The following is a 15402-nucleotide window of genomic DNA, read 5'->3' on the forward strand; positions in this document are numbered from 1 at the left end:
GCGGGGGCGTCGAGTACACGGCTATCGGGGACGAGTGCGGCGGGCTGCGCGAGCCACGTCGGATACCAGAACGAACGCACTTCGCGTTTAGCCTGATAGCGCGAACCCGCGCCACCATCGAAGCCGTCGTACGATGGCGCCTGTAAAAATAATGTATTCATGGGTACTCCTGGAGCGTAAATCATGAACCGGACGATGATGCTGATCACACGGCACGTGTACGAATATCATCGTCCATCGGATGCCTTCATCGCTGCCGTGTTTGAGGTGCGTACCGATTCGATAGCTTGAGTGACTGGCATGCGCGCTCCGCGCCAGACTACGTACGATCCGAACGCTGCAGCAAGCCACTGTAGCGTGAGAAGCATGTCGCGCAGAGGTACGAGAGGCAGATCTCGCCAGAATGTCCGTGTATGACGTGCACTGCGACCGTGCAAAATAATACGCGCGGCGAGGCCAAAAACCGTGTTTGCGGCCAGAATCGCGGCCGCCAGGTGGTGAGAGCAAGCGCCGTTTGCTGAGTGGAAGAGCACTGCAATACCGGCGCTGAACAGAAGCCACGGTGTCGGAAACGTAATGAAGAGGGATGCGAAGCCCCATGGATTGATCGAGCGTATCGTTCGCAGCCAGCGGGTTTCGCGTTGCCAAAGCGTCGCGAACGTGGGCTCAATGACGTCCGTCGCGACCATCACCGGAGACAGCACAGTTCGCAAGCCGAGGGCGCGAGCGTGCTCGGCGAGCCAGTAGTCGTCAGCGAGGCAATTTTTAAGTGCCTCGAAACCCCCAATCTTCTCGAGTGTCTCGCGTCTAATCGCAAGCGTGGCGCCGAAACCGAAGCGGCGAGAGCCACCTGCATGCGCGACTCGAACCGAAGGCGCAAACCATTCATTAATAAACAACGCACCCACACGCGGCCAGAAGCCTCCTACACTCTGAGCCATATACAGGCATGTAACTACACCGACGGTGGCATCGGTCAGTGGCGCGACCACTGTCTTCAGATAATTTGGTCTTACGGCGATGTCACTATCGGCGATGACGATGATGTCATGTCGCGCTCGTTCCGCCATGTTGATCAGATTGCTCACCTTGAGATTGCTGCCGTGAACCCGTGTGTCGATTGCGAGCTCAATGTCGCGCAATGGGTACGCGGCTTGTAGCCGTCGGACGATGGTGATCGCCGGATCATTCGAGGATGAGACGCCAAACAGAAGCTGGAAGTTCGAGTGCGTCTGCTCGCAGAATGTCGCAAGGTTCTCGTACAAGCGCGGTTCCGGTCCGCATAATGGCTTCAGTACGCTGATGCCCCCGATCTGACGATCGTTTCTTTTGCAGACGCGCGATCTTTCGAAAAAGGGCATCGCGACGGCAGCGATGGTTACATACACGGAACCGAGGCCGCACGAAAGAATAAGCAGGCAGATCGATACCTGCATTGAATGGACCGTCATTGGCTGATGCTCTTACACACTCCGCGCAGAATTGGCCCGGGAGATGGCGACACAAACTTCGTCGGAGCACAAGTGGACGCGGCTTCGTTTCCTTTCTTACAAGTGAAGCGGCGCAATTTTTGTCGGGTAGCTTCCAGGGAGCGACAAACCACCTCCGTAATGCCCGGTAATATTAATGAAAACATTATGCAGATCTTTAGTTCGATACGATACAGATCTGATTGCAATTAATCAGATTAATCAATATGGAATATGCTGGTGCGGATGAAAAAAATCGTGCGTACCTTCATTTCAATTGCGTGTGATTCGAGAAAGGACACACGCTCATCGAGCCGTGAGAGATTGTAGCAGCGCGTGGATAAGTTTGCAGCGCAGGTGTCCGCGCCAATGATGCCGTACTTCTGCAGATATGAAAATTACATTTTTCTTTCTTGATTAGCTATAGAAGATAGAATAGTGTATTCAATAATTCACAATGAAAATGCTGTGTAATTCAGTGAATGTTTTTAGAATGCTGTCGCGATTAGACTGGCTGTTATGCTGTCACGACGTAGGCGAACGATTCGATCGAAGAAGCAGCGTGCTGAAGCGGTCGCATTATTGGTTTGAGGCCAATCGACCGCCCATCGGCCAGTACTACATGCCTCATCGCACGGTTTTTGATTGGCGGCCGCGACCCCGGACAGATGAACAGACGGTGGAAGGGCCACGTCCCTGATCGCAGACCTGGACAACGAACAGCCTCTGTGACGATGTGTCTGGCATAGATGCCATATCTGCTCGGCATAAAACCTGAGGTCGAGCCGCACCAGGAAATGACGGGGCTGGATTCGGAGCACCATTCAAGAATCTTGATCGAGTCGGCGCACTCCCCGCCATCTAGAGGCGGTTTGGTAGCGTGTGGCGAGCAACTCTTTGTGGATTTACCGCGGGAGCGGCTTGATCACCTTCCATCCTTACCAGACGCGAGCGTCAAGGAAGCCAGCATTTTGCGAGTTCCGTTGCTCGTTCAGGCCTGCGAATGGTGCATAGACTTGATGCGATGGTAGATCCAATCTATGAGGCCATTGCGTGAAAACTCGGCTTCGTGGATGGGATGCATCAGTGCTTGTCCCTTTCTCTCCCGGGCAGCCAGTCGTGCTGCGAGTGCATGCGCGACGTCGCTGTGCTGCTTAAGAAGGCTGGCAACCACGCCCCTCGGTAGTTCGTAGGCGATTACGTAGGTTCGTGCCACGAATGATACGTATGAGGTCACGCCTGCAATAGGCCCGCTTTCGCCGAAGTACTCTCGCGGACCGAAGCGCACGATGTCGTCGGCGTCGCCGCGCTGCGAGGTTGCACCTACGATCCCGTGGGCAATGATGGTAATGGCCCTTGACATCTCGCCGGCGGCAAGTATGACGTGTCCGGGTGTCAGTTCGCGTCTGACTAGCGCGGCAGCAAGCTGAACACGCTGCATGCGTGACAGCGTGCCAAACACTCCGATCCCTTCGATCAGACGGTACGTGAGCGCAGACTCCCCGCCGCCGACTGCTGTGTCGAATGGCTCGATCAGTGCCGAAAATGACTCCATATGCCGATGTGCCGCGTCGTAAAACCTGTTCAACACTTCGATTGACGATCGCTGTCCGGTAGGGAAAAACGTGATTTCATAACGGGTCGTTCTGCGTCCGACTAATGTCGTTGCAATTGTTGGCGTCGGATGATTTGCTATGCCGACACAGGTATCGATGGCAAGTTCGAGTGCACGAACAACGTCGGAAGGCCGGAACTTGGTGAATGCATCGAACTTTGCAACCGTCGCATGAGCCCCTGCGGGAACGCTTCGATTGATGATTCTAGACTTTGCTATCACGCTGTTCGGCACCACAATTGTGTCGCGATTGGTTTTAGCGATGTGCGTAGCTCGCCACGTAATTTCAACGACCTCTCCCTCGGTTGAGTCGTCTAGCGTGACGGCGTCTCCCACACGGTAGGGTGACGTAGCGTTAATTAGCAAGCCGGAGAACAGATCCGAGAGAGTGCTCTGCAATGCGAGGCCCAAAACAATCGCGAGGGCGCCAGACGTAGCGAGTACACCCTTCAATGGTATGTCAAGGACGTCCGTAGTGATTGCCATCGCTGCGCCCGCGTATAGGAGCGTTGCTATGACGTCCAGTGTGAACCTGTGCTGCCGAAGACTTAATCCAACTGCGTAATAGGCCCGCACGACCGATGAGACGGCGGCAGCGGACAGTAACCACCACACGACTTCCAGTACCCCGCTCACGAAACGCATCGCGGGTAACGCGATATGCTGTGCCGCTTGTGTTGGCACGACCCCATACGTCAGCATTGTGACCGTGAACAACGCGAAGGCAGCAGACTTGATCGCTGCGTACACGACCGGGCGACGCGGGCCCATTTTCCAGAGAAAGACGAGAAGGTTTACGACCGCCGCCGCGATCGGCAATAGCAGTTGGTTAAGCGGATGTTGCATGGGATTCTGGAAGCCGCCTCTGACCTGCGTTTCAAGCAGGTACGTGCAGCATGGCGCGACTCCGCGTTTTCATGCGTGCAGTAAATTGACGATGTGTCGTCTGGATCCGTCACCGAAGTAGAAGAAGTGAGGGCGAAGCGCAAACCGCGGGAAATATCGACGCCGCGGTTCGACGGCTGAACGATACCCGTCGGATAGAGATCGGATCAATTCCAGGCTTGGCAATTCACTGTTCCTGGATCTGCGGGAACATGCGTCTGGCGCTGGATAGTATGATGTTCTGCCTGAATGGCAATCTCGATGAGGATCAGGACGACCTCGTTGCCACGGAAGAAGTCATCCTGACCCTTATCGACGTGGGCGCGGACAGTCACTGCCTCCTGTTGCGCCGAAAAGTCCTGAAATGTTCTGGTATCAGGCTGCGGCGTCATTGGCGCCAAGTGCGATCGCGAGAGGGAAATCGAAGAACTCGTATGACATTTGCAAGGTTGATTCCGCTAGGTCGAACTCAACCGGCGGTTTTCCAGTGAGTTTCCATAACCGTTCTAGACTATCCTTGCACCTCATCTCCCACGCCACGAACCCGCGACTTCGCGCGATGTGCAATGCGTTCAGGAGTGTGCATTCCGCCAAGTGCGAGGTGGCGTCGAACTCGCGTCGTAAAAGCATGATCTCTGCTTCGGCTCGCAGCAGTTCCACCCAGGAGAAAAGGTCGTTCATAGCGGCTGCCCTTGTCATCGCACGAGCGAGCAACGCGTCAGCATCGCGGGCTCTGCCAAATCTCGCTAGCGCAATTGCGGTTTCAGCCAGGAACGCGATCAGCACGACGCAATACTGCGCATCGCCCATTTTCTCCAGCGAAGGGGCGATGCTGGTGTCATACGATTCGACCTGCCCCAGGCGCAGCGCAGTCAAACCTCGCCACATTTCCGCGCGTGGCTTAAATGCCCACACGCAGTGCTGCCGCACGGCGTTCGAGAGCATCTGGACCGCCTGGTCGAGCCCTGCACCGTCGTTTCGCAGCAATGCTGTCGGACATAGTGCCTCGCTCAACACGTAGCAGATCGATGGCGTGTGGCCAAGTGCTTGCGCATTCTTGAGTGCTCGCCGCGCTGTCAGCTCAGCGTCATCGTCGCGGCCGAGAAAGGCCAGTACCTGCACGAGCACGGAGCCGGTTGCGCTGTGCTCGTCAAAAAGGAAGCGGATACGCTCGGCGTGGCTGGCTCGGCCGTCCGGTATTCTGATCGACTCCAGTTCGGCGAGTGCTTCATCGAGTTGCCCAAGCCACAGACGAGCCATTCCGGACATCCTCCGCGCCACGGTCCGGTCGCTGAGCCAGCGCGACTCCCCGGCAACCTCCGTGAAGCGCGTCGCTAGAGCAAGCGTCCGCGCATACTGCCCATTCAGCCATGCATGACTCCAGCAACCCCATAAGGCCCGCAGCTGATATTCAATATCACCCGTCTCCTGGGCAAGCGCCAAAGCAGAGTCAAATGGCTCGCAAGTCTGAGCCCCTACACTTTGAAACAGCAGGCATGCGCCGCGCGCCGTCTGCAGCTTCATCTCCCATTCGACTACCGGCAAATTCAGCCGGGCCTGCACGGGAAGTCTGGCTAACGCGTCCAGAGCTGTGTCCAGGCGCGAGAGACACTCCTCGAACAATGCAAGTTGTATGGTCGGGGCAATACTGGCCACGGTGAGCTCGATGGCGATAACCGTTGTCCCGTCTGTTGAAAAACTCCATTCGACAGCAGAGCGAAGATCGTCCAGATAAAACCCGAACGTGCGGCTCCAGTCGATCTCCACGCGTTCTCTAGCGAACCTCTCGGCGGTTCGGAAAATGTCCAGAACGTGCCGCGCGTGGCCCACTAGCCAGTCGTGGCTCGTACCGCTTTCGACGAGACGGTCACGCGCATACGCGCGGATCGTGTCGAGAAGCCGGTAATGCATCTGGGGGATGTTAGGAACGGCACACAAAAGTGACTTGTCGACGAGTTCGGCGATAGCGGTCGCCACCTCATGTTGCGGCATGTCGGCGCCCCCGATCATCCGCTGCGCCGAGTCCAGCGTGAAAGTCCCGGCGAACAGACTGAGTCGCGCCAACGCCGTCCGAAGGTGCGGCGGCAAAAGCGCGTGGCTCCAGTCCACCGTCGCGCGCAATGTCTGCTGGCGCGGGAGCGCGGTTCGCGCGCCGTTTCGAAGAATCTGGAAGCGATCGTCGAGACGATCGGCGACCCCTTGAATGCCAAGGGCAGCAGTGCAAGCGGCAGCGAGTTCAATTGCCAGAGGGATGCCGTCCAGTTGTCTACAAATACGAGCGATCAGCGGTGTGTATGCGTCGACTTCCGCGTCCGGCTCCAAACCGGTCCGTTCGAGGAAAAGCTGGATCGCGCCGAAGCGCACGGCGTCTTGCGCATCGTAATGCGACGGCATGTCGAGCGACGGCACGTGATAGACCCGCTCTCCCGCGATTCTCAGCGCTTCCCGGCTCGTGGCGATTACTGTCGAGTTCGGTGTCACCTGCAGCAGCGTCTCTACGAGCTGCGCCGCGCTTTCAATCAGGTGTTCGCAATTGTCAACAACGATAAGGAGGCGACGACCATGGAGGGTAGGGGCGATTTTCTCGAGATCTCGCGCCCCATCGCCAGGCGGGAAACCGAACGCGGCAGCGACCGTGGCCGGCAGGTAGTCAGCCGACGCGGTCGCCGCCAATTCCACGAGAACAGTGCCGTCGGCAAAGTACGATGACATCTGGCGGGCGGCCTCGATCGCGAGCCGGGTCTTGCCGACGCCGCCTGTGCCAACGAGCGTGATGAGGCGGCGTGACCGGATGAGACCGGCGACCTCGACGAGCTGCGTTTCGCGGCCGATGAGACGCGATACGTGAGCTGGAAGCCCTTTGCCGCGGAATGCCGATGTGCTTGTCGGTGCCAGGCTTGACGGATCTGGAGCTAACGACGTATCAATGCCCAAATCTCCGACGAACTGGTACCCGCGTCCGGCAATGGTCCGTATCGCGCCGCGGTCGTTTCGCAGCGCGCGGCGCAGTAGCGATACCTGGCCTTCGAGGGTATTCACGCCGACGACTCTTCTCGGCCAGACCACCTCCATGATCTGTTCCTTACTAACGACCATGCCACGCTGTTCGATGAGCAGTACGAGAAGGTCGAACGCGCGGTTCCCAACGCTGACGCATACACCGTCATGACTCAGCTCGCGACGGCCGGGGTTAACGGTCGTCGCGCCGAAGCGAAACAGGATGGCAGATTGAGACGGCGTGACCATGATGTGTCCTCTGGGCAGCGCGGACTCTGAAAAGTGTAACGTTACAGGCAACGCGGCGCCACTTTTTCCTTGAAGTACTTGCTGCTCAGACCTTCGACTTCCGCCCCCTTCCAACTTCCTGCTGGCGGCTCCACTGCTGTCTGGGACGCGGCAGCCTAGCGCCAGAAGATTTCAGGACTTTTCAGCATACCAAGAGGAGATGACGTTGCCGGGCGGCTATGATCGATGCATGTTCGGCTTGGCCAACATGCGTGTCAGTGGAGTAACGAACATGCAATCCCACGAAACGATTATCGTTCTTGAGCGCCCGGCCGACGAGAGTTCAACGGCTATCTGGCTCCGCCGCATGATCAGATGGTCGCGCCCTTGCACCGAACGTGCAACCTGACCTGCACAGTCAGCAAGGGCGCTTTCAACGTCCAGCGAGCCATCATAACGCGGAAGAAATAGCCTCATCAGAAATTCGTTTTGAGGTCTGATCAACCGGACGGTGGTGTGCCGTCTATGGAAACTGCAGCGACACATGGGAACACCAACGGGAACACCAACAGTCCGCGAGCGGATTCTCGACCATGCCATAATCCTGATCATGGAGCGTGGCTACAACGGGTTTAGCTATCGGGACCTGTCGGAACTGGTTGGCGTTAAGACTTCGAGCATCCACTACTACTTTCCGTCCAAGGAAGATCTTGTGCTTGAGGCCGTCAACGAGTACAGCGATAACGTACTCAACTCCATGCAGGAGATCGATGCCGCGTTACCAGCGGACACACAGCTTGCGAAGTACGCAGAGCTGTTCGACAGCGCATTGAGTGACGGTAACCAGATTTGTCTGTGCGGTATGCTAGCCGCGGACATTCGCTGGCTGCCAGAGAGCGTCCGACTTGCGGTCCAGACATTCTTCACGGCCAACGAGAGCTGGCTGGCGAAAGTGCTAGCACAAGGGCTCGACGAGCGCCCGCTCGCCGTCAACTGTACGTGGGATAGTGCGGCCCGAATGCTCTTTGCTGCATATCAGGGCAGCATGTTGGCGAGTCGCCTGTTCCGAACGGCAGCACGTCGCAAAGAAATCGAAGCCGCATGGAAGATCATGAGGTAAAACAGCACCGAAAAGGGCGGAGCTTTTCACACAACGCGAAAACCCTCTTCTTGCACTTTGTTTGCGGGCGGGCGATGAACCGAAGGTGTGACGGATTTCGTGCAAAAATCTATCTAGTAAGAGATAGCGTGTTTCCCGGGAGCGCAGAGCAAGATCGCAATCCCGGCTGACGTCTCGATCAACGGTAGGGTAAGCGTCGGATCTAATCAGGTTGGCTTTGGTATCGAGGTTGGATTGAAGATCTCGCTGCCTGGTATATCAATCGATGGAGCCCTGTCGGTTGTCGACAAGGTCCACGTTGTCTGCGCGTATTCGAGCACGACCCGTAGCAACGTCGACCGCATGCTCATGCAAAGCGCCGCCGGTTGAACGGAAAATCCGTCTCGGGAAGGACGTCATAACGCAAAAAGAATACGTCAATCCAACTGGGTGGCACTCCGAGAACGGGTGATTCACGGTTGCTCACCTGCCAAATCCCCATGCCTCTCGATCACCTGAGCGTCGCGCGCAATCACAGTGGGCATGAACTCACGCAAGAACTCTATCCAAGTCCGTATCCTTGCATCGGTATATCGTCGCGAGGGATGCAGCGCGTAGATGTTCATCCTTTGCAATGTATATTGGGGCAGAACTCGAACCAGGCTTCCGTTCGCCAAGCCGAGGAGCGCCGAATATACAGGCAACACGCCAATTCCCATGCTTGAACTTACCGCCATCGCCATGGACTCTGCCGTGTTCAACTCTACCGAGCCGGACACTTTCATCGCCTCGATACCTTTGTCACTTTCCAGCAACCACTCATATGCAGGAAACGCGGGAGTGTGCAGGATGAGACACTCGTGCTGCGCGAGTTGGCTTGGGCTGCGTGGCATACCACGATCGCGCACGTACTCGGGGGATGCGCACAACACGCTGAACGAGGTGCCGAGCAGGTGAGAAACGAGGTCGGAGTCCGCAAGCGCCGCTGAAGTTGCTACGATCGCGACATCGGTGCTCCCCTCATAGAGTTCCGGGAGCCGTTGCGATAGCGTAAGCTCGACGGCGACATGAGGATAACGAGTCCGGTACTCTTTGACTGCCGGCAAAATATAGTACTGACCAAATCCCACGAAGCTGTGAATGCGCAATTTCCCAATGGGGCGCTGCTGGGCACCGCTAGCTTCCTCGTCGGCTCTCTCGACATCTGCGAGAATCTGCTTGCATCTATCGAGATAAACCTCACCCGCGGGTGTCAACGCAATCTTTCGTGTAGAACGATGGAACAACCGTGTACGCAATCTCATTTCGAGTTCGGTTATGGCTCTGGAAATGGCGCCGGGGCTGGTATTCAATATCTCGGCAGCGGCTGTAAACTTACCGCATTCAGCCACACGCACAAATACGCGCATCTGATTGAACATGTCCATGCTGCTCCCTGTTGTTTTGATTAACGCGAGGCGGTTGCCGGAGTAATCATATCGCTACTAGTTTCCCATCCCCCGCCGAGTGATTTGAACAGGTCCACCTGGCTCATTGCCACATCGACTTTGCTTTCGGTCAGCCTGAGTTCGTTCGCTGTCAAGGTACGACTCGCATCGAGGTCGTCAAGATAAGTTGCCCTACCGCCAACAAACATCCGATGTGCATCGGACGCGGACTCGACAGCCGAGGCGTGCGCACGTTCAAGTGCGTTGAGTTGGTCCATGCTTGCTTCATAGCCTGCCAGACTCGACTGAACCTCCTTCAGTGCTTGCAAGACGACACCATCGAACGAAGCCAACGCTGCGCGCTGCTCGGCACGGGCTTCGGAAATACGTGCGCGCGCACCGTTTACGGGGAAAGTCCAACTAATCATCGGGCCGACGGACCAGCGCGCAGTGCTTCCCATCCCCAAGTCGCCAGTTTCGCCTGTTAGACCGGTAGACGCACCAAGAATTACGTTAGGGTACAGGGCGCCGATGGACACGCCAATGCGCGCGGTCGAGGCTGCAAGCTTTCGCTCCGACTCCCGAACGTCCGGGCGCCGCTTTAATAGTGCGGTGCCGTCTCCGATAGGTATCTTTGATTCGAGCTGAGGTAAACGTGTACATTCGCGGACAGTTTCTGGAAGCTCTGCTGGGCTTTCTGCGAGCAAAGCGGCCAAGCGGTATTGTGCAATGTGTTGACGTGCGCTGTACTTGGGTATGGTAGCTTCTATTTCCCGGATCGCAGTTTCCTGTCGAGAGGTCTCGGATACGTCCGCTCGGCCTAGTGCGTGCAGTCGTGCAATGAGATCTCCCCGAGACTGCTGCTCAGCAACCGCTTGGCGAGCGACACTCAACTCTGCTCCAGAGCCACAGTTCTCAACGTAAGCGTGCACGACGTCCGATACGACGGCGACACGTGCAACGTCTTTTGCCGCTAGTGCTGCGTCGCTATCTGCCTTTGCGGCCTCTACCCCTCGTTTAAGCGTTCCGAACAGATCGATTTCGTACGTGACGTTGATGCCGAAGTTGCTGGCGTTGGTGACGGGCACCTTTTCGGGCAGCAGGTATTGCTCACCCGCCTCCTGCGTGCGTTCCTGCAGGGCCGAAACACCCCCCGAGAAACCTCCCTGCTCGTCAGCAAACTGGACGCCAGCGCGTGCGCGCTCAAGATTCGCCATCGCTACCCTGAGGTCTGTGTTCTGCTGCAACGCTCTTTGGACCATGTCGTTCAGAACGGGGTCATCGTACAGCTTCCACCAGTTTGGAGGCGGAGATTGCGAATCCGTCGTGTATCCCTTTGCATCGAGAAGCGGCTGTTTAGCCACGTCCTGATTTATCGCGGCCTCAGATGGCAACCGATAGTTCGGACCGACCACACATCCTGTAAGGATGGTCGAAAGGGCGACCACGGCTACAGCCTGTCTCATCGAGCGCTCCCTGTTGTTTCGCCGCCCGATTGTCGGACCGACACTGTAGCGGTACGGCCCGCGATGAGCCGGAAATCGACCGGAACATTGTCAAACGCAATCTGAATAGGAATGCGCTCAGCGAGACGGACCCAGCTAAAAGCCGGGTTGATGTTTGGCAGAAGACTTGAGCCTTGTGTCCGGTTACGGTCTTCGATGCCCGCAGCAAAACTCTCGACATGGCCATGCAGGAGGATTGGTTCTCCCATCACTTTGATATCAACAGGTGCTCCAATGGTGATGCCTCTTAGTCTCGTTTCTTCGAAGTAGCCGTCAACCCGAAACGAATTGAGGTCGACAATCGATAACAAAGACTTCCCGCTCGTCGCGAACTCTCCGACTCGTGGAGCTTGGTCGTTCAGGTAGCCGTCGACGGGGCTGTACACCCGAGTCCTTTGCAGGTTGACCCGCGCTACGCCCACCGCAACATTTGCTGCGTCGAGTTGCGCCTGAGCGGCCTCGACGCGCGTTCGACCCTGTTCGCTCGTTTCGGCCGAGACGAGCTCTCCGAGGGCAGCATTTCTGGCACTTTCGCGTCGTGCCTCGTCCAGTTCGACTCGTCGTTGACTTGCCACCGCCATGGCGTCGCTGAGCGCAAGCGTGTATCGTTCCCTGTCAATCTCGTAGAGAAGTTGCCCCTTGGTGACCCGTTCGTTGTCTTGAACTGGTACTGCGGTGATGAGCCCCGAGACGTCAGGCGCAACCTGAACGACGTCCGCACGAACGTGTCCGTCTCTTGTCCATGGTGCGAAAGAGTAGTATGCGACGAGCTTCCAGAGAATATATCCAGCAACTGACGCTGCAATGAGCGTAAGCAGGACGCGGCCGCTTACTAAAAATATGTTTTTCACTTTCTTGGCACAGTAAAGAGAACAAGAATTCCAAGTATCACGACGTACATGGACAGGTCGAAAAGATGACGATGCCAAACCAGCCGATAAAATCCGACCTGTTCCAGAACCCGTTTTACCGCTAGATTTAGCATCCAGGCGATCAGCATCAGGAGAACGATTGCTGGAGCGAAGATGCCTACGATATCCACGTCTTCTATCAATTGACTTCTCCGTTGTCGCCACGGACGAGAGCGACGCGCAAGTCTGCCAAATAAAAGGCGATTTCACTTCGAGCCTTAGCTCGCTCTCGTCCTCCGGAGGCAACACCACTTTTAGGAAAACTAACCTCACTCATGGCGTTGTCGATGGATGCCAGCAGAGCAGCTGGGACCGGCTTCCGATGCCGATGTCGAACACACGTATCGAAGTACGACTCAATGTTCCGAAAAACACCCTCGAGCGTCGTCTGTATGTCCTGCGTTACACGTCGCTGCTTTCTCCTAAGGTCAAGGACACTGAAAACGATTCGTGCGTCCCTTAGGCTTTCGGACGAAGGATGGCTTTTATTGTTGCCGCTGGAGGTTTGCCTTTGCAGCGATTGCATTAGTCGGTCAAGGACGCGTGCGGCGAACAACCGTTGGTTCGCAATTGGTCGGAGCGACGCCGCCGTAGCTATGTCCGACCATGACTGACGTGTATGCCGTGCTACGAGTAGATCAGGTCCGAATGGCTTCGTCAGACGCATCCAGATGATTGCGAACAGCAGTCCAACGACACCGGCAATGTTGAGATTGAGGAACGAATCAAAGTTGATATCGAAAATACCTTGAATACTCAGAAATGTTGCTGTGTGTACGGCGGTTAGCGCAGTGGCGACGGCGAATCGAGGTCTAGGAAGCACGGTACCTATCAGGACAAACGGCACGCAGAATATGATAACCAGCATTGCGAAGTCCTGAGTGTGCGGTAACACTGCAACAACATAGATGCCAGCGATGACGAGGCTGCAACAGACAGCGACAAAGTACTGGGTTATCTGTGCAGCCGGGTCGTCGGCCGTCGCAAAGAAGCAGCAGGAAACGGCCGCGAGCGTTACTCCCAGCGCGCCGTCTGTCCATCCCGAATAAATCCACAAGCAGCAAGCGACGAATATTGCAAGAACGGCAGAAGCCGCAGAAAACACGAGCACGGGCGTGTCACGATATGGCTTTGGGCTGCTTACCCGCCAATGGCGGAGCGCTCCTCGCCAGGATGGATTGGGCTCCCGAAGGGCGGCTTCGAGAGTGAGGCAATCTTCCCAGACGTCCGTGAACTGTCTCAGGCGGCGGAAGACGCCCGCGAGGTTGGCAGAGTCAGGTGCGTGAGCAGCCAAGCACTCTCGTGCCAAGGTCGCCACATCATGGCGTAGATGGCGTAAGGAGTTTCTAGAGGAGCCGCCGTTTTCAAACCGTTGGGTAACCAAATCGATCGCTTTTTGCAAGTCGGCAGGGATGGCCCGGTTCTCGCGCTTCAGTTGAGACAATGAGTCGATGAGTGCCGAACCAATCACCACAAAGAGTTGCATCCGGGAAATTAGCTGCTGTGCCTGCTTTATGGCCAACGGCGTCACGTGGTCATAGGACAATTGACTCACCACGAACTCTAGCGAATTCGACAAGGTGACGAGTCGCCTGCGCAGTGTCGGCATATCAGCTTTCTGGTCGTTGCCCGAGAGGCATATCTGACCGAACTTGGTCGCGTCAGCAAACCAACCGCTTGCTCTGTCGGCGAGAGAGGAACTGAGCTTTACGGGAAAGAGAATGCTTCCGACGACACTCGCACAAATAATTCCAACCGTAATCTCCTCGGTGCGGGAGACCGCTATGTCGAACACGGTGTATGGTGAATCGACAGCGCTCAGCGCGACCAGTGGCATGGTGTATCCAGCGAGAACAAACAAGTAGCCGCGTGCGCTTCGGTCATGCATCGACGCAAACACGAGCAGACCGCTCCATAGTGCAACGATTGCGGAAAAGATCAACGGTTCTTCAACGAAGCGAGGAAGTAGCAGCGCGGCGGCAGCTGCACCGATGGCTGTTCCGACGGCTCGATAAACGGCCTTGGACCGGGTCGCTCCGACAAATGGGTTCGCCACCACGTAGACGCTGGCCATCGCCCAGTATGGTCGCGGTAGTTCCAGTTTGAGCGCGATGTAGAGCGCGATCATCGACGCAATGAACGTCTTGAGAGAAAAGAGCCATTCGAGTCGAGACGGGAAGCGGAACCCCGTGCCCTTCAACATAGCTATCACGCTTGCCCCCGTTCAGCGTTGAAGAACGCTTGGAGCACCTTGATCGTTGTGTCCAGGTCATTGTCTGAAATGTTTGCGAGAGCTCGAGAGCGCAACTCTGCAAGTCTCACCTCAGCAGCATCCGCCACTTCAAAACCCTTTTCGGTCAAAAAGACGGAATTGGCTCGACGGTCTCCGGGATAGCTCAACCGTTTAACAAGGCCCGCGAGGGCGAGCTGGTCAATCAACCGGCAGAGGGATGGGCCTTTTAGGCTAGCCATTTGGGCTAACGTCGACTGATGAACCGGTTCGGCAAGTTTCTTCAGGAGCATTAACGGCTCTGCACATGCCTCTGTGAGCGGCAGTGAGCTGAGACATTGTCTCCTGATGAAACGCCATTGCCGCGCCGCCGTTGTCAGGGCTACGCTGGCAGCAAGTCGCTTTGCGTTGGTGTCTGAACACATGGTCGATGCTGCCGATTCGACCGACTGGTGACTGTTTAGCAATCAGCAGTGGGAAGCGGCTTCCGTCTAGAAAAATTCAGTGTACGCACGCGCGCGGTTCGAGGACACACCGAGGTTGCCAAGAGATTCATGCCAACGTTGGTAAAAATGCAAAATTTGTTCTTTTTCTCCGATTTTTGAAACCTTTGACCGGTCGATGTAGATCGTTGCATACACGTGGACCGCCGAACGCGTGGTCGACTTTGACCGACAACAACAAGAAATGGGACCGCGCCAAGGTCGTAGTGGCCGGCGCCGTTGCGACGGCAGGGCAGCGGCAAAATTACAAGCGGGAGATGCGGTGTCCTGCGTCCCGGATCGGTTGCTACGCTCGTACCAAGCGATACGTGTGCATTAGCAACATGCCGCGCGCGTGGGCAGGGCGTGGCGTCGAGCCGCAACTCTGCTCAGTTTCGAAAGTGGCGCAAAGCGTTGTGCGGACGAAGCACGCCCGGTGGGCGGAACGGGCGCTCCGATGCCAGAGGGCATCGCTGCTTCAATCGGTCGCCCTTGCTTACAATGTGTTCGAGCGCGTGCCGTTGGACAACTTGACAATACCTCTATCAGCACTT

The 15402-nt window shown here is 56.5% G+C and carries 11 protein-coding genes and 1 pseudogene; 1 reads left to right on the forward strand and 11 read right to left on the reverse strand.

Features of this window, described 5'->3' with window-relative positions; genetic code table 11:
• From P3T22_RS30700 to P3T22_RS30720, 5 genes and pseudogenes are all read right to left on the reverse strand, one after another.
• Positions 1 to 185: pseudogene (locus tag P3T22_RS30700) on the reverse strand (hopanoid biosynthesis associated radical SAM protein HpnJ); the annotation flags it as partial.
• Between the two features lie 42 nt (positions 186 to 227).
• Positions 228 to 1451 carry a bacteriohopanetetrol glucosamine biosynthesis glycosyltransferase HpnI gene (gene hpnI, locus P3T22_RS30705; protein ID WP_429326988.1) on the reverse strand — a complete coding sequence of 408 codons (1224 nt, stop codon included), beginning with the start codon at positions 1449 to 1451 and terminating at the stop codon, positions 228 to 230.
• A 1009-nt stretch (positions 1452 to 2460) separates the two neighbouring features.
• Positions 2461 to 3930, reverse strand: coding sequence for a mechanosensitive ion channel domain-containing protein (locus P3T22_RS30710; RefSeq protein ID WP_429326989.1), 1470 nt, complete (start codon positions 3928 to 3930; stop codon positions 2461 to 2463).
• Positions 3931 to 4136: 206 nt separating this feature from the next.
• Complete coding sequence (locus P3T22_RS30715) at positions 4137 to 4361, reverse strand: hypothetical protein (protein ID WP_429326990.1); 225 nt, start codon at positions 4359 to 4361, stop codon at positions 4137 to 4139.
• A complete protein-coding gene (locus tag P3T22_RS30720; RefSeq protein ID WP_429326991.1) occupies positions 4345 to 7215 on the reverse strand; it encodes an ATP-binding protein in 2871 nt (956 codons plus the stop codon). Before P3T22_RS30720 ends, P3T22_RS30715 begins: the two co-directional genes overlap by 17 nt.
• Positions 7216 to 7738: 523 nt before the next feature.
• Here P3T22_RS30720 and P3T22_RS30725 point away from each other — a divergent pair.
• Positions 7739 to 8314 carry a TetR/AcrR family transcriptional regulator gene (locus P3T22_RS30725; RefSeq protein WP_063498567.1) on the forward strand — a complete coding sequence of 192 codons (576 nt, stop codon included), beginning with the start codon at positions 7739 to 7741 and terminating at the stop codon, positions 8312 to 8314.
• Positions 8315 to 8766: 452 nt separating this feature from the next.
• On the opposite strand, the gene P3T22_RS30730 is transcribed toward P3T22_RS30725, so the two are convergent.
• From P3T22_RS30730 to P3T22_RS30755, 6 genes are read right to left on the reverse strand one after another with little or no spacing between them, the layout of a single operon-like run.
• Complete coding sequence (locus tag P3T22_RS30730) at positions 8767 to 9720, reverse strand: LysR family transcriptional regulator (RefSeq protein ID WP_429326992.1); 954 nt, start codon at positions 9718 to 9720, stop codon at positions 8767 to 8769.
• A gap of 20 nt (positions 9721 to 9740) precedes the next feature.
• A complete protein-coding gene (locus P3T22_RS30735; protein WP_063498569.1) occupies positions 9741 to 11186 on the reverse strand; it encodes an efflux transporter outer membrane subunit in 1446 nt (481 codons plus the stop codon).
• Positions 11183 to 12076 carry an efflux RND transporter periplasmic adaptor subunit gene (locus P3T22_RS30740; protein WP_429326993.1) on the reverse strand — a complete coding sequence of 298 codons (894 nt, stop codon included), beginning with the start codon at positions 12074 to 12076 and terminating at the stop codon, positions 11183 to 11185. The genes P3T22_RS30735 and P3T22_RS30740 overlap by 4 nt, the downstream gene beginning before the upstream one ends.
• Complete coding sequence (locus P3T22_RS30745; protein ID WP_063498571.1) at positions 12073 to 12279, reverse strand: DUF1656 domain-containing protein; 207 nt, start codon at positions 12277 to 12279, stop codon at positions 12073 to 12075. Before P3T22_RS30745 ends, P3T22_RS30740 begins: the two co-directional genes overlap by 4 nt.
• Positions 12276 to 14339: an FUSC family protein gene (locus tag P3T22_RS30750; RefSeq protein ID WP_429326994.1), complete on the reverse strand. Its 2064-nt coding sequence runs from the start codon at positions 14337 to 14339 to the stop codon at positions 12276 to 12278. The genes P3T22_RS30745 and P3T22_RS30750 overlap by 4 nt, the downstream gene beginning before the upstream one ends.
• Before the next feature lie 5 nt (positions 14340 to 14344).
• Positions 14345 to 14659: a MarR family winged helix-turn-helix transcriptional regulator gene (locus P3T22_RS30755; RefSeq protein ID WP_082855250.1), complete on the reverse strand. Its 315-nt coding sequence runs from the start codon at positions 14657 to 14659 to the stop codon at positions 14345 to 14347.
• Positions 14660 to 15402 lie beyond the last annotated feature (743 nt).

It is taken from the genome of Paraburkholderia sp. GAS348 (assembly GCF_050434205.1).
Classification (GTDB): domain Bacteria; phylum Pseudomonadota; class Gammaproteobacteria; order Burkholderiales; family Burkholderiaceae; genus Paraburkholderia.